At 39.2% G+C, this 21025-nt stretch carries 22 protein-coding genes, 1 tRNA gene and 1 other RNA gene; 13 read left to right on the plus strand and 11 right to left on the minus strand.

From position 1 onward, the window contains the following. The 3 genes from G468_RS0101975 to G468_RS22225 form a co-directional block, all read right to left on the minus strand. Positions 1 to 842, minus strand: an 842-nt coding sequence (locus tag G468_RS0101975; RefSeq protein WP_026821674.1) for a glycosyltransferase family 2 protein, incomplete at its 3' end; no start/stop codon positions are given. Further along, the gene (locus G468_RS0101980) at positions 839 to 1225 is read right to left on the minus strand and encodes a GtrA family protein (RefSeq protein ID WP_051296911.1); all 387 of its coding nucleotides are present in this window, start codon (positions 1223 to 1225) and stop codon (positions 839 to 841) included. The genes G468_RS0101975 and G468_RS0101980, both read right to left, overlap by 4 nt. A 248-nt stretch (positions 1226 to 1473) precedes the next feature. Then, positions 1474 to 2232: a BRO-N domain-containing protein gene (locus G468_RS22225; protein WP_051296912.1), complete on the minus strand. Its 759-nt coding sequence runs from the start codon at positions 2230 to 2232 to the stop codon at positions 1474 to 1476. 311 nt (positions 2233 to 2543) lie between these two features. Here G468_RS22225 and G468_RS0102000 point away from each other — a divergent pair. Further along, positions 2544 to 2619, plus strand: a tRNA-Lys gene (locus G468_RS0102000). 287 nt (positions 2620 to 2906) lie between these two features. Here G468_RS0102000 and ssrA read toward each other — a convergent pair. After that, positions 2907 to 3270: a transfer-messenger RNA gene (gene ssrA / locus G468_RS22780) on the minus strand. A 56-nt stretch (positions 3271 to 3326) separates the two neighbouring features. Continuing rightward, the gene (gene smpB, locus G468_RS0102005; protein ID WP_026821676.1) at positions 3327 to 3809 is read right to left on the minus strand and encodes an SsrA-binding protein SmpB; all 483 of its coding nucleotides are present in this window, start codon (positions 3807 to 3809) and stop codon (positions 3327 to 3329) included. A 157-nt stretch (positions 3810 to 3966) separates the two neighbouring features. Between smpB and G468_RS0102010 the strand changes: the two genes are divergently transcribed. Beyond that, entirely contained in the window at positions 3967 to 4401 is a 435-nt protein-coding gene (locus tag G468_RS0102010; RefSeq protein ID WP_026821677.1) for a type II toxin-antitoxin system RatA family toxin, read from the plus strand. Further along, the gene (locus G468_RS0102015; RefSeq protein ID WP_026821678.1) at positions 4394 to 4684 is read left to right on the plus strand and encodes an RnfH family protein; all 291 of its coding nucleotides are present in this window, start codon (positions 4394 to 4396) and stop codon (positions 4682 to 4684) included. Before G468_RS0102010 ends, G468_RS0102015 begins: the two co-directional genes overlap by 8 nt. A gap of 102 nt (positions 4685 to 4786) precedes the next feature. Here G468_RS0102015 and bamE read toward each other — a convergent pair whose 3' ends face one another. The 3 genes from bamE to nadK all read right to left on the minus strand — a co-directional run bounded on the left by bamE (position 4787) and on the right by nadK (position 7904). Further along, positions 4787 to 5143: an outer membrane protein assembly factor BamE gene (bamE, locus tag G468_RS0102020; protein WP_026821679.1), complete on the minus strand. Its 357-nt coding sequence runs from the start codon at positions 5141 to 5143 to the stop codon at positions 4787 to 4789. A gap of 113 nt (positions 5144 to 5256) precedes the next feature. Further along, on the minus strand, positions 5257 to 6918 hold the full coding sequence (gene recN / locus G468_RS0102025) for a DNA repair protein RecN (protein ID WP_026821680.1): 1662 nt from the start codon (positions 6916 to 6918) through the stop codon (positions 5257 to 5259). A gap of 86 nt (positions 6919 to 7004) precedes the next feature. Further along, positions 7005 to 7904 carry an NAD(+) kinase gene (gene nadK, locus G468_RS0102030; RefSeq protein ID WP_026821681.1) on the minus strand — a complete coding sequence of 300 codons (900 nt, stop codon included), beginning with the start codon at positions 7902 to 7904 and terminating at the stop codon, positions 7005 to 7007. A 106-nt stretch (positions 7905 to 8010) separates the two neighbouring features. On the opposite strand from nadK, the gene grpE reads away from it, so the two are divergent. Beyond that, entirely contained in the window at positions 8011 to 8619 is a 609-nt protein-coding gene (gene grpE / locus G468_RS0102035; protein WP_026821682.1) for a nucleotide exchange factor GrpE, read from the plus strand. 43 nt (positions 8620 to 8662) lie between these two features. Here the strand turns inward: grpE and ung are convergent, their stop codons facing one another. Further along, complete coding sequence (gene ung / locus G468_RS0102040) at positions 8663 to 9343, minus strand: uracil-DNA glycosylase (RefSeq protein WP_026821683.1); 681 nt, start codon at positions 9341 to 9343, stop codon at positions 8663 to 8665. Between the two features lie 334 nt (positions 9344 to 9677). Between ung and grcA the strand changes: the two genes are divergently transcribed. Next, positions 9678 to 10061 carry an autonomous glycyl radical cofactor GrcA gene (gene grcA / locus G468_RS0102045; protein WP_026821684.1) on the plus strand — a complete coding sequence of 128 codons (384 nt, stop codon included), beginning with the start codon at positions 9678 to 9680 and terminating at the stop codon, positions 10059 to 10061. Between the two features lie 112 nt (positions 10062 to 10173). On the opposite strand, the gene srmB is transcribed toward grcA, so the two are convergent. After that, positions 10174 to 11502: an ATP-dependent RNA helicase SrmB gene (srmB, locus tag G468_RS0102050; protein ID WP_026821685.1), complete on the minus strand. Its 1329-nt coding sequence runs from the start codon at positions 11500 to 11502 to the stop codon at positions 10174 to 10176. A 173-nt stretch (positions 11503 to 11675) separates the two neighbouring features. Then, positions 11676 to 13268 (minus strand): L-aspartate oxidase, encoded by a 1593-nt coding sequence (nadB, locus tag G468_RS0102055; RefSeq protein ID WP_026821686.1) that lies wholly within the window; start codon positions 13266 to 13268, stop codon positions 11676 to 11678. Positions 13269 to 13520: 252 nt separating this feature from the next. Here nadB and rpoE point away from each other — a divergent pair, with 252 nt between their 5' ends. The 8 genes from rpoE to era all read left to right on the plus strand — a co-directional run bounded on the left by rpoE (position 13521) and on the right by era (position 21017). Next, the gene (gene rpoE, locus G468_RS0102060; RefSeq protein WP_026821687.1) at positions 13521 to 14096 is read left to right on the plus strand and encodes an RNA polymerase sigma factor RpoE; all 576 of its coding nucleotides are present in this window, start codon (positions 13521 to 13523) and stop codon (positions 14094 to 14096) included. Between the two features lie 34 nt (positions 14097 to 14130). Further along, positions 14131 to 14757 (plus strand): anti-sigma-E factor RseA, encoded by a 627-nt coding sequence (gene rseA, locus G468_RS0102065; protein WP_026821688.1) that lies wholly within the window; start codon positions 14131 to 14133, stop codon positions 14755 to 14757. A 5-nt stretch (positions 14758 to 14762) separates the two neighbouring features. After that, positions 14763 to 15722 carry a sigma-E factor regulatory protein RseB gene (rseB, locus tag G468_RS0102070; RefSeq protein ID WP_026821689.1) on the plus strand — a complete coding sequence of 320 codons (960 nt, stop codon included), beginning with the start codon at positions 14763 to 14765 and terminating at the stop codon, positions 15720 to 15722. Then, positions 15722 to 16180 carry a SoxR-reducing system protein RseC gene (rseC, locus tag G468_RS0102075; RefSeq protein WP_026821690.1) on the plus strand — a complete coding sequence of 153 codons (459 nt, stop codon included), beginning with the start codon at positions 15722 to 15724 and terminating at the stop codon, positions 16178 to 16180. The genes rseB and rseC overlap by 1 nt, the downstream gene beginning before the upstream one ends. Before the next feature lie 244 nt (positions 16181 to 16424). Then, complete coding sequence (gene lepA / locus G468_RS0102080) at positions 16425 to 18221, plus strand: translation elongation factor 4 (protein ID WP_026821691.1); 1797 nt, start codon at positions 16425 to 16427, stop codon at positions 18219 to 18221. An 18-nt stretch (positions 18222 to 18239) separates the two neighbouring features. Next, the gene (lepB, locus tag G468_RS0102085) at positions 18240 to 19208 is read left to right on the plus strand and encodes a signal peptidase I (RefSeq protein WP_026821692.1); all 969 of its coding nucleotides are present in this window, start codon (positions 18240 to 18242) and stop codon (positions 19206 to 19208) included. A 199-nt stretch (positions 19209 to 19407) separates the two neighbouring features. Further along, positions 19408 to 20112 carry a ribonuclease III gene (rnc, locus tag G468_RS0102090; RefSeq protein WP_051296913.1) on the plus strand — a complete coding sequence of 235 codons (705 nt, stop codon included), beginning with the start codon at positions 19408 to 19410 and terminating at the stop codon, positions 20110 to 20112. Then, entirely contained in the window at positions 20109 to 21017 is a 909-nt protein-coding gene (era, locus tag G468_RS0102095; RefSeq protein WP_026821694.1) for a GTPase Era, read from the plus strand. The genes rnc and era overlap by 4 nt, the downstream gene beginning before the upstream one ends. Positions 21018 to 21025 lie beyond the last annotated feature (8 nt).

The following is a 21025-nucleotide window of genomic DNA, read 5'->3' on the forward strand; positions in this document are numbered from 1 at the left end:
ACGCCAATTCCTATAAGCTGAACACCACCAAGAAATAGTATTGATACTAATAGTGACGGATAGCCTGGCACGGGATTATCCCATATCAGCTTATCAATGATCATCCACCCACCGTACACAAATGAAAGCGTGGCAACAAATAAGCCGATATATGTCCACATACGGAGTGGGAAGGTAGAGAAGCTGGTTATACCTTCAAGTGCAAGATTCCACAATTTCCAGCCATTAAATTTTGATTTTCCAGCAACACGTTCAGAACGGGTATATTCTACTATATCTACATTGCCACCAACCCAAGAAAGCAAACCTTTCATAAATAAATTTCGCTCGGGTAAAAGTTTAATATTTTCGACGCTAGCACGAGACATCAAACGAAAGTCGCCCACGTTTTCTTCAATCTTTGGCGTGCTGATTTTGTTGTGTAATTTATAAAACCATTGGGCAGTTTTGCGCTTTAACACGCCGTCAGTAGAGCGATCTATTCTTTTTGCAAGCACTACATCAGCGCCGTTTTGCCATTTTTCTATTAACAAGGGGATAACTTCTATTGGGTCTTGTAAGTCCACATCGATGGGGATTACTGCATCGCCTGTCGCGTAATCGATACCAGCAAAAAGGGCGGGCTCTTTTCCAAAATTACGAGTAAATGACAATGGTATGACGAGAGGGTCGGAAACAGCAAGCGCGTTGATAATTGATTCTGTTGCGTCCTTGCTTCCATCGTTGATGAAAACTATCTCAACTTCATGCTGTTTTAATTCGTTGAATTCACGAACCGCTTTATAAAAAATAGGTACAGCTTCCTCTTCATTAAATACCGGAACAATTAGTGAAATTTTCAACATTCAATGTCCTTGAATACAACAAATTTTGAATATAAAAACCCTAAAACAAAACTAATAGCCGAAAAAATAACTAATGTAAAAATTGGTTCACAATTAAATCTGTCAGCAATAAAACCGATAAAATAACTTATAATTCCCATAAATATGACAAAAGAAATATATCTTTTTCTCGTCGCTTTTTTGCGGAAAGTAAATCTTGCATTAGCGAAGAAAGAGAACGTGACAGCAAAACTGAAAGCAAAAAAATTGCAGGATGCCTGCTGAAAGTTCAAAAAGTGAATCAGAAAAACAAAAACAAGCCAATGGATTAAAGTGTTTATCACTCCAACAGAAAAATACTTAACCAGTAATTCAATAAATTTGTTGTTTCTGTTAATCATTTTTTTCACTATGCTTAATGACTCAGACTAAATCGGTATTTGCTACGTTTTTACAGCACCTCGCCTATCTCTTTCGATTTTTTCTCAGCCTCGAAAAATCCGTGGACGATTTCACCGTCTGGGAATCGCCACGCGTCCCCTGTTCCATTTACGAGTCTTGCCATCCAGACTTCGCCGTTTTTGTTGCTTCAATTTTCTGTAACCATTATTGACCCGTAAACAAACAGCCCTATCACAGGGGCATCATATTAGCAGCGTTGGAGGAAGTGGGTCAATTCCGCTTTATGCCAGTTTGATAGCGCACCATTTAACATTAGCTGGTTATCCTGTGTAGTCTGAGATAACAAAGTTTCAATCTCAGCGATAACTCTATCTGCATTCTCACGTTTGCGAATAATGCGCTTAATCGCTGTTTTTTCAGCATCGGCTATTACATCTTGAAGCGCTTCCGTGACATGCCAGATACGCTCACATTCAGAAGCGATAGAAGGGACTAGCCGGACTTCCATAGGATAAGGTGAGGGAATGCCGGTGACTTCTCTCAATGCATACCAGATAGCATTATTCCATGCATCTCTGAAACGAAAGTTTTGCGTCATTAATGCAATGATACGAGCGAGATTTTGGTTATCTTTATTGCTGAACTTTTCATGAGCTTCGGGTGTGGGCTGAGGATTACCAGCTTCCTTGTCTAATATATCCAGCACCCATTTCCTGAATTCTTTTGCTACTGGAGTACGCGCAAACATGGCAACAAGGTGAGCACCACGTAGGGAGAACATGCGGGTATTGAGTTCGCGCAAACTATTGTTTATTCCGTTGGTACTCGTTTTGAGTACCAATGACATAGCTTCTGTAAATTCATCATAATGCTTGTTATAAATCATCGTAACAGCTTTAGGATTGGCATATTCCAAGGCTTTGGCCAATTGTGACGATGTAAACCAAATGTGCCCTTTATAAGTTATAGTTTCAAGCTTGGTGCTACGGAAAATAAGAGTCGTCATAATGATCGACCTCCAATGGTAATCTGAAATTATTCACCACTTAGAGACGCGAACCTCATGGGTGGTGGACGGAACGGAGTTCGCATTACCGGGATTACCATCCGGCCAGCTTTTCAGCTGCACCATCCAGTCCACCGTTGAAAGGTGTAGCTAGATTACGACATTAAAAAACACGCTCGCAGCGTGTACATGTCGCGGTAATCACGGCAGGATGCGAATCCCGACACCTGATTTATCAGGTGCAAGTAAACTATAGCGCATGATTTCTTCTTTCGTCAATGGGTATTTTGTGGTTATAATTGCGTGGTAATGGCTTATTAGCTCAGTTGGTAGAGCAGTGGACTCTTAATCCATCGGTCGCAGGTTCGAGCCCTGCATAGCCCACCACTAGTTGTTATTCACACTAGTTAGCTTGTTGCTGCTTCCATTTCGGCAACAAGAATTTCCTCAAATTTTCTAATCGTTTTATCATTGTATCGAAATGTTTCAACCTGCTTGTTACTGTAGAGCGATTTATCGAGATAGGTATCGCTATACTCTTTAATTTTTAGTAACTAACTTTCACGTGCATTTAAAGTGCACTTTCAAGTCCAATTGTTGTCATATCGATGTCAACTTAATTTTTATAACTTCCTGTTTTTAAAACTATTGTCCTACTGCTGACCATGTAAATTTGGTGGAGCTGGCGGGAGTTGAACCCGCGTCCGAAATTTCTACATCCTCGGTACTACATGCTTAGTCTAGTCTTTACATTCGCCAGCTAGCTGTGGACAGACACACTACTAACAGACTAGCCTGATTAAGTTTAACGCTTCAACCCCAAGCTAGGCATCCACGCGATCTCTTTTAGGTTTGACCTCTCTTGATCCCCGTCCTAAGAGCGGAGGCTAGGGAGAGAGGGCTCTGCGCAGGTTATTAAGCTGCTAGAGCGTAGTTATCGTCGTTTGCGACTATTTTTTTGCGGCTTTTTACGAGGCCAACCGCCCCTCGGCATGCACCTTGGGTTTCGCAAATCCCGTCGAATCCAGAATCAGCCCCAAGTTGATTAATCAATTATATCAGAAAAAAACTTAATAATGCTAGCACTTAGCTCATTAACGGCCAGCATTTTTCATAATTCTTGCTTTGTCTAACTTCCATTCGCGCTCTTTAATGTCTGAACGCTTGTCATGCTCTTTTTTACCCTTGGCGACACCAATTTTGACTTTACACCAGGCATTTTTCCAGTAAAGGGATAATGCTACCGCTGTGTGTCCTTCGCGATTGATTTTACCAAACAGGGAATCAAGTTCACGCTGATTTAACAATAACTTTCGGGTACGCATTGGATCACACACCACATGGGAAGAAGCTACATTTAGTGGGGTAATTGTTGCGCCAAAAAGATATGCCTCACCCTCTTTCAGTAAAACATAACTGTCACTAATATTGGCTTTGCCTGCACGTAGTGCTTTAACTTCCCAACCTTGCAAAGCTAAGCCCGCCTCGATTTCTTCATTGATGAAGTATTCATGGCGCGCTCTTGTATTTAGCGTAATCGTTGCCGAACCAGGCTTATGTGCTTTTTTCTTTGTCATAATTGGCGATTATACTGTATGTATCAATAAATGGCACGGTAAGGATCCATTATTTGGTGTTAAGTGAGCATTTATTAGGCTAAGTTGTCGGCCATAATTTTTATTTAAGTGTATTTCGATGTTATTATTGTTTTTGATTTATTTGGTGAGAATGGTTATGCCGCAAATTAGTCGTTCTGCATTAGTGCCATATAGTGCGGAGAAAATGTACAATTTAGTCAATGATGTAGATTCATATCCGCAATTTTTGCCGGGTTGTGTGGGGAGTCGGGTGTTGAATTATGCTAATAATGAAATGACCGCGTCAGTTGAGGTTGCTAAAGCAGGTATTAGTAAAACTTTTGTTACGCATAATATATTAAAAGATAATAAGAGTATAAAAATACAGTTGGTAAAAGGGCCATTTCGTAAGTTAATGGGTAATTGGTTATTTACACCATTAAATGAAAATGCCTGTAAGGTTGAGTTATACCTTGATTTTGAATTTACTAATAAACTGATCGAATTGGCTTTTGGTCGCATTTTTAAAGAGCTGGCTGGAAATATGGTGCAAGCTTTTACTCAACGTGCGCACGAGGTTTATCGTGGCTGATATAAATATTGAAGTGGTTTTTGCATTGCCAGATAGGCAGTTTCTGTTGCACGTCAAGCTAGCGGAAGGCGCAACTGTTGAAGAGGCGATTGTGCAATCAGGTATTTTGTCGCTTCGTGATGACATTGATTTAAGTAAAAATAAAGTGGGTATTTATAGTCGACCCGCTAAATTATCCGATATTTTATCTGATGGTGATCGGGTTGAAATTTATCGTCCGTTACTGGCTGATCCGAAAGAGATACGCCGTAAGCGGGCAGAAAAAGCCAAACAAAAATCTTAATAACGTATTTGTAATCAACTAGAGTGACCGCCAATTGAGTTGTTGCCTCATTGGCGGTCTATTGATAGTTTTTAAATAAATATCAATAGCGTTGGGTAGATGCTACATGAGCGTTGATGCTTTTTGGGCTGCTAAGCTATCGTTATTTTTGATATCGACTAAAATACCATTTTGATCAAAAGTGAGGGTTAATGTTTGCTGTTTAACCTCTTCATGCCCTGGTTGTTGACGGAAAATATAATACCAAACTTGCTGGCCAAACGGATCCTTTAGCATGGGTGTGCCTAATGTATAGGCGACTTGCTGTTGAGTCATTCCTTTCTGGATTTTTGCAACATCACTGGTAGAAAGATAGTTGCCTTGATTAATGTCAGGACGGTAAACAAGCCGTTCTGCCATAGAACAACCCGCTGTTAAAACAACAGACAACGCAGCAGCAATTAACAGTTTACAACGCATGGTCATATATTCCTTTGAGAGTCAGAATATCGATAATAATCGACATTGATGAAATTGAAAACCTTTCCTCATTTTTCTATGAGCCATAATATACAATAAAGTTGAGGATGTTTTTAAGCAGCAAGTAGATCTTTTGCGCTAGCTAGGATGTTTTTAGTGACTTCACTACCACCCAGTAAACGGGCAATTTCTTGTAAGCGGTTTTTTTTATCTAATAATTGCATTTGCGTTTCTGTTTCACAACCATTAGTTTGTTTGCTCACATAAAAATGGTGATGACCACACGCTGCAACTTGAGGTAAATGGGTAACGCACATAACCTGAGTTGAATTGCCTAATTCACGTAAGAGTTTTCCAACCACCGCTGCGGTGGGGCCACTAATACCCACATCAACTTCATCGAAAATAAGGGCAGGCGTATCCATTTTTTTGGCTGTTATCACTTGTATGGCCAGTGCGATACGTGAAAGTTCACCACCTGAGGCAACTTTTATTAATGCTTGATGAGGTTGTCCCGGATTGGTTGTAACGTTGAACTCTACTTGGCTTGCACCATCAATTTGTAAATGTTCAGGATTAAAATTGACATCAACCGTAAAATAGCCATGCGGCATTGAAAGTTGATGCATACTGTTGGTGATTAATTGACTTAATTCACTGGCATATTGTTGCCGTATTTGATGGAGTTTGCCGGCTATTTCTAATGCGTATTGATGTTGAGCTTCGACCTGAGTCGTTAAGTGGTCACAATCATCTTGTTGCTGATTAAGTTTTTCTTGTTCTGTCAGCAGTTGTTGATGTAATTCAAACAGTAATTCAGGGGCAACACGATGTTTGCGGGCTAAATTGACATATTTTGCGATGCGTTGTTCTAATTCAAATAGTTGGCTAGGATCTAGCTCAGTCCGGTCACCATAATGACGTAATTCATTACTCACTTCATGAATTTGGATCGATGCTTCTTCAAGCATATCAAGTAAATGACTGAATTGATTACTTACCGAAGTAAGTTCATTAATCTCTTGCTTTACATGATTTAGCATACTGATAATATTTTGTTCTTCGTTGTCATTGAGAATTTGTAATGCATTTTGACTTAAGGAAAGAAATTGTTCACGATTGGCCAATTGCTTATATTCTTGTTCGAGTTTTTGATATTCATCCGCTTGCGGTTTCAGTTCATCTAATTCTTTAAGATGATATTCAATAAGTTGTTGGCGTGATAGGCGTTCAGTGGCTTGCTGTTGAAATTTTGTTAATTCTTGACAGCTTTGATGCCAATTTTTCCAGGCCAGTTTCATTTCAGCTAAGGTAGCCGTTTGGTTGGCGTAAGTATCCAACAGATATTTTTGATGCTGATTATCTAATAGTAATTGGTGAGCGTGTTGGCCATGTATTTGAATAAGTAACGTCCCCAGTTCACGTAATTGGGATAAGGGAACTGCGGTGCCGTTAATAAAACCGCGTGATCGTCCATCAGCCGTGATAGTTCTGCGCAACAAACATTCATTATGGTTATCTAATTGGTAATTTTTTAGCCAGTCTTGCGCTGAGGGAGTGTCAGTAAGGGAAAAATGGGCACAAATATCGGTACGAGAAGCACCAGGACGAACGATATTGGTATCAGCTCGGTTGCCTAAACATAAACCCAATGCATCGATTGCGATTGATTTGCCAGCGCCTGTTTCGCCGGTAATGGTAGTCATACCGGGATAAAAATCAATTTCCAGTTTGCGGACAATGGCAAAATTATTGATGGTTAATTGAATAAGCATGTGCTTCTCCTGTATGTAAAAACACAACTGTTAATAAATACAGTATAAACTGGTTTTTTATACAGTAAAGTAGTAATTAAAAAAAATCAAAAGGTTTTCTTTGACCAGCCTAATTTTGAACTTAATGTATTGAAATAATTATAATCTTTTGGGTGGATGAGATTGAGTTTTTTATTACTTCGTTTGATTAAAACTTCATCATCATCTTGGATAGGTAAAATAATTTGGCTGTCACAGCTGATTTCATAATTGATGTTTTTTTGTCTAAATTTTAATTTAATACTACTGTCACTGCTGATGACGAGTGGGCGCGATGAAAGGGTATGCGGAAACATTGGAACTAACGCGATAGCTTCAAGGTCAGGGGTGAGTATTGGGCCACCGGCTGACAGTGAATAAGCGGTTGAGCCAGTCGGTGTAGTAATAATCAGTCCATCGGAACGTTGAGAAAAGGCAAAGCGGTCATCGATATAAACTTCAAATTCGATCATATGAGCTACTTTTCCTGGGTGTAAAATGACTTCATTAATTGCCGTACTCATGCGTGGTTTGTGATTTTTTTTGCTGATCTGGGTTTCCAATAAGAAGCGTTGCTCTTCATAGTAATGGCCAGCTAATACTTCTGTTAACTGTTGTAGCGCGTTATCTGGCCCAAGATCGGTTAAAAAACCAAGATTACCGCGATTGATGCCAATAACTTTATTTTCATAGCGGGATAGGACGCGAGCAGCGCCTAACATGTTACCGTCACCACCAACAACGATAATTAAATCAGCAGTTTTACCAATGTCTGTTAATCTACCGATGGTGGCATTTTTTAACTTAAGCTGTTGGGCAATTTGTTGTTCAACAATAACTTTATATTTTTGCGCTCGTAGCCAGTTATAAAGTTGTTCATGAGTTGCCAAGGCCTCTGGATGTCTAGGGTGACCGACAATGCCAATATATTTAAATAATGCCTTTTTTGCTGCTTTTCCGGTCAGCATGGTTTATTTCCTCTTACAAGTTGGCGTGCTCTCTTGAATCCCAAACTTTTATCCCCATAATAAGCTAATAATCTGGATTAATGCTAAAAAGAATGTGGAGATACTCATGAGTAGTAAAGATCATAAAGTGCATGATGAGCAAGCCTCTAAACAAAAAGAATCAAAAAAATCACTAAAAAGTGAGGCAAAAGAGCCAGCAATTGAGACCGAGCAACCAGTGAGTTCTACGGAAGAAGTATTAATTGATCCACGGATTACTGAATTAGAGCAGCAGTTGCTTGAAGCGCAAAAACGTGAGCGTGAAGCTTTGTTGCGCGCCAAAGCTGAAGTGGAAAATATTCGTCGCCGTACTGAGCAAGATGTTGAAAAAGCGCATAAGTTTGCTCTAGAGCGGTTTGCTAATGAATTGCTACCTGTGATTGATAATCTGGAAAGAGCCATCGAACTTGTTGATAAGGAACAAGCAGAATTGATACCAATGCTAGAAGGACTTGAATTAACGTTAAAATCTTTTTTAGCTACCGTTGGCAAATATGGTATTAAAGTGGTAGCGGAGAAGAATGTTCCTTTCAATCCAGAACTGCATCAAGCGATGACCATGATCGATTCCAAAGAGCATGAACCTAACCAAGTTATTGATGTTATGCAGAAAGGCTATACCTTAAATGGTCGTTTATTGCGTCCGGCGATGGTGATTGTATCAAAAGCAAAATAAGCTGAAATAATGCCACCCATATAATGGGGTGGCATTCAGTTTATTATTCAGGAATGATCGGCGTCCAGTCAATGGGGCTTAATCCCTGTCTTATGAGTATTTCATTCGTTTTAGAAAAATGTTGGCAACCGAAAAAACCTCTATGGGCAGAAAGGGGAGATGGATGAGGCGCTTTAAGGACAAAATGTTTTTGATTATCAATAAATTGGCCTTTTTTCTGCGCATGGGCTCCCCACAGTAAAAAAACGACACCAGTACGATGTTGATTAATTGCCGCAATCACCTTATCGGTAAAGGTTTCCCAACCAAGATGCGCGTGAGAATGCGCTTTACCTTGTTCAACTGTTAAAACCGTGTTTAATAATAATACTCCTTGCTGTGCCCAACTGACGAGATAACCGTGATTGGGATATTGAAAATCCGGAATATCTTTTGCAAGTTCTTTATACATATTGACCAGTGAAGGCGGTGCGGGAACCCCTGGTCGCACGGAAAAAGAGAGACCGTGTGCTTGATTAGGACCATGGTAAGGATCTTGTCCCAGTATCACGACTTTTACTTCACTCAGTTCGGTATAGCGGAAAGCATTGAAGACATCTTTTTGCGGAGGGTAAATTGTTATACCTTGTTGGCGAGCTTTAGCTACATAAGCCAGAGTGTGACAGAAGTAATCTTGTTCTTTTTCTGAACCGATGACATCGTGCCAGGTGGGCAAAGCGGACATAACCATTCCTTTAGATTTTGATTAATATAAGGTTTAACTTAACATTTACGTTATGTGAGGTAAATTTTAAAACGGAAATCGCTTGTTTTTCATTATAATTTTCGGATTAAAAATTTTTTCTAAAAAATATAAATTTTTTTTAAACAAAAAATTGATTTAAAACAGAAAGTTGTCGATCTGATTATTAATTACACGGCGAAATTATTGATTTATATCAATGAATTACCGATATTTAATTGTTATATAGTTTATAGAAATAATGGTTATAGCAAATAGCTAATTTGAAAATAATTTCAAATTGTTATTTCAATCTTGTTCGAATTTGGAGGTCGACATGGTTATTGGTATTCAGATTACTCAGGCAGATAATGCAGCATTATTAAATTCTTTTTGGTTATTGGATGACGAAAAAAATGAAGCTCGCTGTATTTGCGCTAAAACTGATTTTAATGAAGGACAAATTGTTGCCAAGGAGATGTTAGGTTCATTTGAATATCGTGAAATCCCCCTTGAAGTTAAACCACAAATAGCGGTAGAAGGAGGACAACATCTTAATGTTAATGTTCTGTCTCGTGAAACTTTAGAAGATGCGATTGAAAATCCGGAAAAATATCCACAATTAACCATTCGGGTTTCAGGTTATGCGGTGCGTTTTAATTCCTTAACCCCTGAACAGCAACGCGATGTTATTACGCGTACTTTTACGCAAAGTTTATAATCAAATAGTACTTAATTAATTGATAAATAATAATTAACAGCTTGATAAAGGTACCAGGCTGTTAATTTTTTGTTAGTTAAGCAGAAAAATTATAGAGTAGTGAGTAGCGTCATTAGCTGTTATCACTTTGCTTTACTGAGGGTTTACGACGTTTGCCAATATTTTTACTGTCGCGATGGCGCTGTTTGGTTTTTTTCTTTTGTTGCTGGTCAATTTTTTTCTTTTCTTGTCGTTTTAGCCGAATTTTTTTCGACGGTTTGGTTTTACGTAGCGAACTTTCAGACGGTGCTTTTGTAGTTGGCCGTAGGCTATCGATGACGCGTATTTTTAATGGTTCATTAAGATAACGATTGATTTTACCTAATAGTGGCTGATCATGGGCTTCTACTAAGCTAATTGCGATTCCTTTTCGCCCTGCGCGTGCGGTTCTACCAATACGGTGCAAATAGACATCAGCAGTACGCGGTAAGTCGAAATTGAACACATGACTAATATCGTCAATATCTAGGCCACGTGAGGCTACATCGGTTGCCACTAAGACATTAATTTGTCCGCTATTTAGACGTTTAACCGCTTCAGTCCGCTTTGCTTGAACCATTTCCCCTTCAAGTAACCAGGTTTTTATATTGGCCTGTTGTAACCATTGAACCAACTCATGCGCTCTTTCACGTTTACGGACAAAGATAATCGATTTGCTGGCATCGGGTTGTTTTAATAGATGGCAAAGTAGTGCGGTTTTATGTTCGAGGTTATCCGCGCGATAATAGTATTGTTGGATCTTTTTTCGTTCACGTCTTGAAGGATCAGCATCAATTTCATGAGGATTATTCAGTAACCGCTCAGCAAAATCGTGAATGGCTTCACCTGCGAGTGTTGCTGAAAATAACATGGTCTGTTTGCGCCAGCGTGTTTCACCGGCAATGGTTTCAATGTCGTTGGCAAATCCCATATCAAGCATTCGATCGGCTTCATCTAGAATTAAGGTTTCGATTGCCCGGCAATCAAAATTTTCTTCTTTAATATACTGCAATAAGCGCCCTGTGGTGGCGACGACAATATCTTGGTTTTCACTAAAAATTTCAGCGTGGTTAACATAGGACACTCCGCCGGTAATGGTTGCGATATCAAGATGAGTGTATTTGGCTAACGCTTTTGCCTGTTCTGCCACTTGCATTGCCAGTTCACGGGTTGGCGTTAGAATTAGAATACGGGGTGGTCCAGAACGTTTACGCGGAAAATCAAGTAAATGTTGGATCACCGGTAGTAAATAAGCGGCGGTTTTTCCTGTTCCTGTAGGCGATGAACCTAGAATATCGCGTCCTTCCATAGCAGCAGGGATAGTTGCAAGCTGAATGGCTGTCGGGCGCTCATAGCCTTTATCATCCAGTGCATTGAGCAGACTTTGATCTAACTCAAGTTCAGAAAATGTGGTTGCAGTCATTGTATACCTCTGGTTAGGCAATGGATTATAAACAGAACGCCCAAATTGTTCATCTATTAAAATGGTTTATTGAGTGATGATATAAATAATTATTAACAATCAATGACAAATCGGGTAGCAGCTTTGTCCAGTATATATAAAAGAGGGGTAATCATATTCCCCTCTTTAGTCATTTAATTGAAAGGGGTTAAAATAGTCGGTTTAGCATCCGGTTGTTGTTGCGGATAATCTAATGTGTAATGCAAACCACGACTCTCTTTACGCTTAAGTGCACAAAGAATCATCAATTCAGCCACTTGAACGAGATTACGCAGTTCCAATAAATTACTTGATATACAGAAATTTGAATAGTATTCAGCTATTTCTTGTTGGAGTAAATGGATGCGGCGTAATGCGCGTTTCAGTCGTTTAGTTGTTCTAACAATGCCCATATAATCCCACATAAACAATCTTAATTCATGCCAGTTATGTTGGATAACAACTTGTTCATCTAAATTATGACATTGATTTTCATCCCATTTTGTGGATATTGATGGCTTATCAATTTGTTCGATTTGTTGTTTAATCTGTTTTGCCGCAGACCATCCATAGACGAGACACTCTAATAATGAATTTGATGCTAGTCGGTTGGCGCCATGTAACCCAGTATAACTAACTTCACCAATAGCATAGAGATGTCGAAGATCGGTTTGACCATACTGATCCACCATAACACCACCGCAAGTATAATGGGCAGCCGGTACAATTGGAATTGGCTCATTAGTCATGTCAATACCTAATGTGGCTAATTTCTGATAGATAGTTGGGAAATGTTGTTTTATCGCGCTTTCGGGCTGATGGCTAATATCAAGAAACATACAATCTGCACCTAAGCGTTTCATTTCATGATCAATGGCACGGGCAACGATATCACGAGGGGCGAGTTCTGCTCTTTTATCAAAATCAGGCATAAAACGGCTTCCATCAGGTCGTTTAAGATAGGCACCTTCACCTCGTAAAGCTTCAGTTAGTAGAAAATTGCGTGCTTGTGGATGATAAAGACAAGTCGGATGAAATTGATTAAATTCAAGATTAGCCACCCGACAACCGGCTCGCCAGGCCATTGCAATTCCATCACCTGATGAAATATCGGGATTAGTGGTATATTGATATACTTTTGCGGCTCCCCCGGTTGCTAAAACAGTCACTTTTGCCTGACAAATAACAATCTGTTGGTGGTCGAGATCCCAAATGTAAGCACCAATAATTGTCGCTGGATCTTTATCTGAACGGATCAAATCGATAGCATTATGTTGCTCCTTAATTGTGATATTTGGATGCTGGATGGCTTTTTCAACCAAGGTTGTTTCTACCTGTTTACCTGTTGCGTCGGCATAATGAAGAATACGCCGATGGCTATGGCCACCTTCTTTTGTCAGATGATATTGTTCATTACCTGCTTGATTAATCTCTTTATCAAATAAAACACCTTGCTCAATCAGCCACTGGATACAGTGGTGAGCATTGCAGGTGACAAATTCAGCGATTTTTTTATCACATAGCCCGGCACCGGCAATTAAAGTATCTTTAATATGGGCTTCTATACTATCAGTTTGATCAAAAACCGCTGCAATTCCACCTTGGGCATAGTAAGATGCGCCTTCAGTTGAAATGTTTTTACTAAGTATGGTTATTTGGTATTGTGCCGCTAATCGAAGCGCTAACGATAGACCGGCGATGCCACTACCAATGATTAAAATATCCGTATAATGTTGTGTTGATGGCATAATATTTTATTACTAAGGTTTGGGAATAGAGTAAATTACCATGTTAGCCTATTCTTTTATTTAGAGTAAATATGGTGACCTCGAAAGAACTTTTCTTATGGTTTAGCTTAAATTAAATATAAAATAATTTAAATTGACTGGAACTTTGCAAGTTTTTGTCACTCAAAAAAATGCTTGCTTACAAATGAGAGAAAACATGGCGGGTTCAAAAAAGGAAAATATGAGGCTTATTTTCGGGAGAAGTGATCTCGGATGAGCGAGCAGTTGACAGACCAGGTGCTGGTTGAACGGGTACAAAAAGGGGATAAAAAAGCTTTTAATTTACTGGTTATTCGATACCAGAATAAAGTTGTGAGCCTTGTTTCTCGTTATGTACCGCAGGGAGATGTACCGGATGTAGCCCAAGAGTCCTTTATTAAAGCTTATCGCGCTATCGGTTCATTTCGTGGAGAAAGCGCATTTTATACTTGGCTTTACCGAATCTCAGTAAATACAGCTAAAAATTATCTTATATCCCAAGGACGTCGACCGCCATCGAATGATCTAGATGTAGTTAATGCAGAGAATTTTGAAGCTTCTAATGCATTAAAAGAAATTTCGAACCCTGAGAATTTAATGTTGTCAGAAGAATTGAAAAAAGTAGTTTTCCGGACCATTGAGTCACTTCCTGAAGATTTACGCCTGGCAATTACGCTGAGGGAGTTAGATGGACTGAGTTATGAGGAGATAGCGCTTATTATGGATTGCCCTGTTGGTACAGTTCGTTCGCGCATTTTTCGGGCAAGGGAAGCTATTGATAATAAAGTGCAACCACTAATACGAAATTAAAGGTGGTTCACATTTTACTGAAGGGTACTTTGGCATGCATAGAGAGAGACTTTCCGCTTTAATGGATGGAGAGATCTTTGATTCAGAATTGATCCATACCATTTTACAAGATGTTTCGTTACAGAAACGATGGGAGAGCTACCATCTTATCCGCGACAGTCTGAGAGGTGATATCAACGAAGTTATCCATCTTGATATTACAGGTAAAGTAGAGCAGGCGCTGGCAAGTGAGCCTATCCAAATTGCGCCTGATGCAATACCGGAGTCACAACCTGAGCCAGCTACCTGGCGTTTAATGCCTTTTTGGCGTAAGCTTCGCCCTTGGGCTAATCAGATAACACAAGTTGGTGTAGCAGCTAGCGTTGCCGTAGCTGTTATTGCTGGTGTTCAGAATTATAATACGTCTAATATAGAAACGGATGGCAAATCTGACTCACCCATATTTAATACAGTACCTATCATGGGTGCTGCGTCGCCTGTGAGTTTAAATGTTTCTAATGATCAATTGTTTGCTCAACCGCAAACCGAGCAGTTAGAACAACGTAATCGCCGACTTGGTTTGATGTTACAGCAATATGAGCTTGAGCGTCGTTCAACGCTGAATCAAAGTGTAACATCGTCTTCAGCAATCGTAGAAAAACCTCACTCAGGAGCAAAATAGCAGTAATGAAGCATTGGTTATCCGCCCTCATTTTTTTGTTGGGCGGTTTATTGTTGCCTTTACATTCCTATGCCAAAGGATTATCGGCTGAAATTTTATTAACTGATATGGGTAATGCGGTAAAATCTTTACCTTACGAATTGTCATTTATTATTGTCAATCCTCAAGGCATAACGCCGATTAGATATCGTCATGTCATTATTAACAATAAGCCCATCGCTCAAATAATGCAGATGGATAGTTCTCGTCGTGAAATTATTCAAAAAGGTAATCAAATTAGCTATTTTGAACCCGGCTTTGATTCTTTTAGCTTAGAGGGCACTTATATCGTTGATTATTTGCCATCAGTCGTTTTTGCTAATTTTACTAAACTGCTATCCTATTACAATTTTATTAAGCTCGGCAGAACGCATATTGGTGATATAAGCTGTCAAGTTATTCGGGTTATACCAAAAGATAGTTCACGCTTTAGTTATATCTTATTAATTGATGAAAAAACCAAGTTACCAATGCGCATTGATCTATTAGATAGTAAAAATGAAATATTGGAACAATTTAGAGTTATTTCTGTGGTTTTTAATAGTCAAGCGTTGCTGAAATCGATGCATGTGATTGCATCGTTGAATATGCCTCCTTTATTACTTATTCCCCAATCAATTACTAAGCAATTTAACTGGCAAGTAAACCAACTTCCGTTGGGATTTGAAGAAATATCTCGTCGCTGTAAAGAGATAGCCACGAATGAATCTTTAGAGACCATGATATTTAGTGACGGGTTATTTAGTTTTTCTATTAATGTCACTAAGGCAGGCGATCATAAACTTCTTGAACAGCCCTTTCGTAAAGGTGGTTTAACCATTTACACGCTAATAAAGGGACAATACGAAATTACAGTTATTGGTCAATTACCATTGCTAACTGCTAGCCAGATTGCAGCTAATGTTAGTTTTAAAGAGGCAAACTAATGGTTAAAGAGTGGGCAACGGTAGTGCGTTGGCATAATGGTCGTGCTGTTTTGCGCTATGGTTCTAATTCCGGTTGTGGTAGTTGCGCTGCTCGTTCAACCTGCGGATCTTATATTCTCAATAAAATAGGACCGAAAACTGAGTATCAATTAGAACTTGAGGTCAGTCAGCCTCTGGTTGTTGGTCAGAAAGTTGAAGTAGGGATCCCAGAAGGTAGTCTATTACGTTCCGCGATGCTTGTTTACCTTACCCCACTAGTTGGCCTTTTTATCGGCAGTGGGGTTATGCAATTTCTCTTTTTAAATCAATTTATTATTTTTTTAGGTGCTGTTATTGGCGCAAGTGTTGGTTTTTTCCTAGCAAAAAAAATTGCGCGTTATTGGGAAAAAGAGACTCTATATCAACCTACCATTTTGCAAATCGGTTTACCGCCTGATGAATTAAAAGAGCAAGTTTGAATGACATAGTAAGTCTGAATGCCTATCGTTAGTAATAACAAATTGTCACTAATCTATGCGCATGAACGTCTTATTTATAAAAACGACTTTTCATTATTAATGATTCTTTGAGTTGTTTGTCGCTTATATGTAAAATGCATTCCCAAGATTGTTATAACAGCTTTTATTAGTTTTAGCTTTGTAGGCTAAACTATCGCTAAAACTGATTTTATAAGGCCATTTAGAAGAAGATATAACCTTGAAAATCAAACATATAAGAAATTTTTCCATCATCGCTCATATTGATCATGGTAAATCAACGCTGTCAGATCGTATTATTCAGATTTGCGGCGGCCTTTCTGATCGTGAAATGGCCGCCCAGGTATTAGACTCGATGGATTTGGAGCGGGAACGAGGGATCACGATAAAAGCGCAGAGTGTTACCCTTGATTATAAAGCCAGTGACGGCGAAACTTATCAGCTTAATTTTATTGATACACCTGGCCATGTAGACTTCTCTTATGAAGTATCCCGTTCATTAGCTGCTTGCGAAGGTGCATTACTCGTTGTTGATGCCGGGCAAGGTGTCGAAGCGCAAACCCTTGCTAATTGTTATACTGCGATTGAGATGGATTTAGAAGTTGTTCCTGTGCTAAATAAAATCGATTTACCTGCGGCTGAGCCTGATCGGGTAGCTGAAGAAATTGAAGATATTGTTGGCATAGATGCCCATGACGCGGTTCGTTGTTCGGCAAAAACTGGGTTAGGAGTACAGGAAGTAATTGAACGTCTGGTTAAAGAGATCCCTCCGCCAGAGGGTGATCCGGCCGCCCCTTTGCAGGCATTGATTATCGATTCGTGGTTTGATAATTACTTAGGTGTTGTTTCGCTGGTACGGATTAAAAATGGTACGCTTAGCAAAGGCGATAAAATTAAAGTGATGAGCTCTGGTCAGCTCTACAATGTTGATCGCTTAGGTATTTTCACACCCAAACGAATTGATCGCCAGCAGCTAAATTGTGGCGAAGTAGGATGGTTGGTTTGTGCTATAAAAGATATTCACGGCGCGCCGGTTGGCGATACATTGACCGGTGCTCGTCATCCGGCTGAACAGGCGTTGCCTGGCTTTAAAAAAGTAAAACCACAGGTTTACGCTGGTTTATTCCCCATTAGTTCTGATGATTATGAAGCATTTCGTGACGCTTTAGCTAAATTAAGTTTGAATGATGCTTCGTTATTTTATGAACCAGAGAGTTCGACTGCATTAGGTTTTGGATTTCGTTGTGGTTTTCTTGGTTTACTTCATATGGAGATTATTCAGGAGCGTTTGGAACGTGAATATGATCTGGATCTTATAACAACTGCACCTACCGTTATTTATGAAGTTGAGTTAACAAATGGTGATGTCATCTATGTCGATAGTCCTTCTAAGTTACCAGCGCTTAATAACATAAATGAATTACGCGAACCGATTGCAGAATGTAACATGTTAATGCCTAAGGAATATCTTGGTAATGTCATTACGTTATGCGTAGAAAAACGCGGCGTGCAGACGAATATGGTCTATCATGGTAATCAGGTCGCATTAACCTATGAAATTCCTATGGCTGAGGTCGTGTTAGATTTCTTTGATCGTTTGAAATCGACTTCACGGGGATATGCTTCATTGGATTATGGTTTTGTCCGTTTCCAAGCGGCAGATATGGTGCGTGTAGATGTGTTAATTAATGGCGAAAGAGTGGATGCCTTAGCATTGATTACGCACCGTGCGAATGCGCCATACCGTGGTCGTGAGTTGGTAGATAAAATGAAAGATCTGATCCCGCGCCAGCAGTTTGATATAGCAATTCAGGCTGCTATTGGTACCCATATTATAGCGCGTTCAACGGTGAAACAATTACGTAAAAATGTATTAGCTAAATGTTATGGTGGTGATGTTAGCCGTAAGAAAAAATTACTACAGAAACAGAAAGAAGGTAAGAAACGAATGAAGCAGGTTGGTAATGTTGAACTACCGCAGGAAGCATTTCTTGCAATCCTTCATGTAGGTAAGGATAACTAACCGTTATAAGGAGTCATAATGGCTAACACTTTTTCTTTGATTTTAACGCTGGCGACTTTAATCACAGGGATTATCTGGCTTATTGATCGTTTTAAATTAGCACCTGCTCGTAAGAAAAAAATGGCGCAGCAGCAAAAGGTTATTGAGGGAAGCATAGAGCAGTCGCATTTAGCAGAAAGCATACATAAACCATCATGGGTTGATACTTGTTCATCTATTTTTCCGATATTAGCGATTGTATTAGTAATACGCTCATTTATTTATGAGCCGTTTCAAATCCCATCAGGTTCAATGATGCCTACTTTGTTGGTCGGTGATTTTATACTAGTAGAAAAGTTTGCTTATGGATTAAAAGATCCTGTTACACAAACAACATTATTGGAAACAGGAAAACCTAAACGTGGTGATATTGCGGTATTTAAATATCCTAAAGATCCTAGTGTAGATTTTGTTAAGCGTGTTATTGGTCTACCTGGTGATAAAATTGTTTATGATCCAGAACAAAAAGAGTTACGTATATACCCGAATTGTTCAATTTCAAACTGTGCGCGAGCGTTACCAATTATCTATTCTTCATTAAAAGAGAGTGAATGGGCGCTATTTTTTAATATTGATTCTATGGTAGAAAGCCAAAAAGGGAGTTATCAAATTCCGTTGGGTGAACCAGTTCCAACTAATGCATTACGTCAAGCGGAAAGAATCGAAAAATTAGATGAAACTAGCCATGAAATCTTAGTGATCCCACAAGTGTATACCCAGTCACGTTATCAACAGCCTGGTTTACCAGACAATGAATGGATAGTTCCGCCTAAACACTATTTTATGATGGGAGATAATCGGGATAATAGTGCAGATAGCCGTATGTGGGGTTTTGTCCCAGAAGAAAATTTAGTTGGTCGTGCCGTTATTATCTGGTTTAGCCTTGATAAACACGAGGGTGAATGGCCAACAGGGGTACGTTTAAGTCGTATTGGTGCAATTAATTAAGAAAATAATAAGATAAACTAATCATTGATGCTAAATTGATTTATATAGCAATCGATATAGAATATAGCGAGATAACCAAAAATGATGGTTTCTTGAACGATATCAGGAAACCTGCCAACGCAACAGCTTTGTAAAAATTAATTTTACAGATCTGTTGCGTATGCTTTTTGTAATTTGATAATAAAATAATTGGTAGCACATGAATTCTTCTTTAATTGAGTGGTCAGAGCGGCAAGAAATTAAACAGCTACAGCGTAAGCTTGGCTATGCTTTTAAACAAATTGAATTATTGAAGCAAGCATTAACTCATCGTAGTGCTAGCAGTGGTCACAATGAGAGATTGGAGTTTTTAGGCGATTCAATCCTTAGTTTTGTGATTGCTAATGATCTTTACCATCGTTTTCCTAAAGTTGATGAAGGCGATATGAGTCGTATGCGAGCAACATTGGTCAGAGGTAATACCCTGGCTGAGCTTGCACGAGAATTTGATTTGGGCGAATGTTTGCGTTTAGGGCCAGGTGAATTAAAAAGTGGTGGTTTTCGTCGAGAATCAATATTGGCAGATACTATCGAAGCTTTAATTGGCAGTATTTTTTTAGATAGTGATATTCAAACCACTGAACGAATTGTTTTGGCTTGGTATGACACTCGATTAATAGAAATTAGCCCCGGTGATAAGCAAAAAGATCCTAAAACACGTTTACAAGAGTATTTACAGGGACGCCATCTACCTTTACCTAGTTATTTGGTAGTTCGAGTTCGCGGTGAAGCGCACGATCAGGAATTTACTATTCATTGTCAGGTTAGTGGTATAAAGGAACCTGTTGAAGGCGTGGGTTCAAGTCGTCGTAAGGCTGAACAAGCAGCCGCTGAGCAGGCATTAAAAATATTGGAGCTTGAATGAGCAAACCAAAAACTTATTGTGGATTTGTCGCTATTGTAGGGCGTCCAAATGTGGGTAAATCAACATTACTGAACCAATTACTCGGGCAAAAGGTTTCTATTACTTCTCGTAAACCACAGACAACCCGTCATCGCATCATGGGAATTGAGACAGAAAATAATTATCAAACGATTTATGTCGATACACCCGGATTGCATGTAGAAGAAAAGCGCGCAATAAATCGTTTAATGAATCGGGCAGCAAGTAGTTCAATTGGTGATGTGGAACTCATTATTTTTGTTGTTGAAGGTACACATTGGACAACTGATGATGAAATGGTGATAAATAAACTGCGTCATTTGCCTTGTCCGGTATTATTAGTGATCAATAAAATTGATAATGTGGTGAATAAAACTCACTTACTACCTCATATTGAATTTCTTAGCAAGCAAATGAATTTTCTGGATATTGTGCCGATTAGTGCGGAAAAAGGTACCGGTATCGATATTATTACTAAAATTGTCCGTCAACATATGCCAGAAGCAGCACATCATTTTCCAGCAGACTATATTACCGATCGTTCACAACGCTTTATGGCTTCTGAAATTATTCGTGAAAAGTTAATGCGTTTTCTTGGCGATGAACTACCCTATTCAGTCACAGTTGAAATTGAGCAATTCGTGGTAAATGAACGTGGTGGCTATAATATTCATGGCCTGATTTTGGTTAAAAGAGATGGCCAGAAAAAAATGGTTATTGGCAATAAAGGTAGCAAAATTAAGAAAATTGGCATCGAAGCTCGGATGGATATGGAAAAACTTTTTTCGACTAAAGTTCATCTTGAACTTTGGGTGAAAGTTAAAGCTGGATGGGCCGATGATGAACGTGCACTGCGTAGTTTAGGCTACATGGATGATCTTCATTAAGGTGGATT

This window comes from Arsenophonus nasoniae DSM 15247 (assembly GCF_000429565.1).
GTDB lineage: Bacteria > Pseudomonadota > Gammaproteobacteria > Enterobacterales > Enterobacteriaceae > Arsenophonus > Arsenophonus nasoniae.

What these genes read in the sequence shown, in the direction of transcription:
- nadB (WP_026821686.1), bottom strand. Translation starts at nt 13,268, where the DNA reads ATGCCATCAACACAACATTATACGGATATTTTAATCATTGGTAGTGGC.
- grpE (WP_026821682.1), top strand. Translation starts at nt 8,011, where the DNA reads ATGAGTAGTAAAGATCATAAAGTGCATGATGAGCAAGCCTCTAAACAA.
- grcA (WP_026821684.1), top strand. Translation starts at nt 9,678, where the DNA reads ATGGTTATTGGTATTCAGATTACTCAGGCAGATAATGCAGCATTATTA.
- bamE (WP_026821679.1), bottom strand. Translation starts at nt 5,143, where the DNA reads ATGCGTTGTAAACTGTTAATTGCTGCTGCGTTGTCTGTTGTTTTAACA.
- smpB (WP_026821676.1), bottom strand. Translation starts at nt 3,809, where the DNA reads ATGACAAAGAAAAAAGCACATAAGCCTGGTTCGGCAACGATTACGCTA.
- G468_RS22225 (WP_051296912.1), bottom strand. Translation starts at nt 2,232, where the DNA reads ATGACGACTCTTATTTTCCGTAGCACCAAGCTTGAAACTATAACTTAT.
- G468_RS0102010 (WP_026821677.1), top strand. Translation starts at nt 3,967, where the DNA reads ATGCCGCAAATTAGTCGTTCTGCATTAGTGCCATATAGTGCGGAGAAA.
- rseA (WP_026821688.1), top strand. Translation starts at nt 14,131, where the DNA reads ATGCATAGAGAGAGACTTTCCGCTTTAATGGATGGAGAGATCTTTGAT.
- rnc (WP_051296913.1), top strand. Translation starts at nt 19,408, where the DNA reads ATGAATTCTTCTTTAATTGAGTGGTCAGAGCGGCAAGAAATTAAACAG.
- rseC (WP_026821690.1), top strand. Translation starts at nt 15,722, where the DNA reads ATGGTTAAAGAGTGGGCAACGGTAGTGCGTTGGCATAATGGTCGTGCT.
- recN (WP_026821680.1), bottom strand. Translation starts at nt 6,918, where the DNA reads ATGCTTATTCAATTAACCATCAATAATTTTGCCATTGTCCGCAAACTG.
- lepB (WP_026821692.1), top strand. Translation starts at nt 18,240, where the DNA reads ATGGCTAACACTTTTTCTTTGATTTTAACGCTGGCGACTTTAATCACA.
- ung (WP_026821683.1), bottom strand. Translation starts at nt 9,343, where the DNA reads ATGTCCGCTTTGCCCACCTGGCACGATGTCATCGGTTCAGAAAAAGAA.
- G468_RS0101980 (WP_051296911.1), bottom strand. Translation starts at nt 1,225, where the DNA reads ATGATTAACAGAAACAACAAATTTATTGAATTACTGGTTAAGTATTTT.
- srmB (WP_026821685.1), bottom strand. Translation starts at nt 11,502, where the DNA reads ATGACTGCAACCACATTTTCTGAACTTGAGTTAGATCAAAGTCTGCTC.
- nadK (WP_026821681.1), bottom strand. Translation starts at nt 7,904, where the DNA reads ATGCTGACCGGAAAAGCAGCAAAAAAGGCATTATTTAAATATATTGGC.
- era (WP_026821694.1), top strand. Translation starts at nt 20,109, where the DNA reads ATGAGCAAACCAAAAACTTATTGTGGATTTGTCGCTATTGTAGGGCGT.
- rseB (WP_026821689.1), top strand. Translation starts at nt 14,763, where the DNA reads ATGAAGCATTGGTTATCCGCCCTCATTTTTTTGTTGGGCGGTTTATTG.
- rpoE (WP_026821687.1), top strand. Translation starts at nt 13,521, where the DNA reads ATGAGCGAGCAGTTGACAGACCAGGTGCTGGTTGAACGGGTACAAAAA.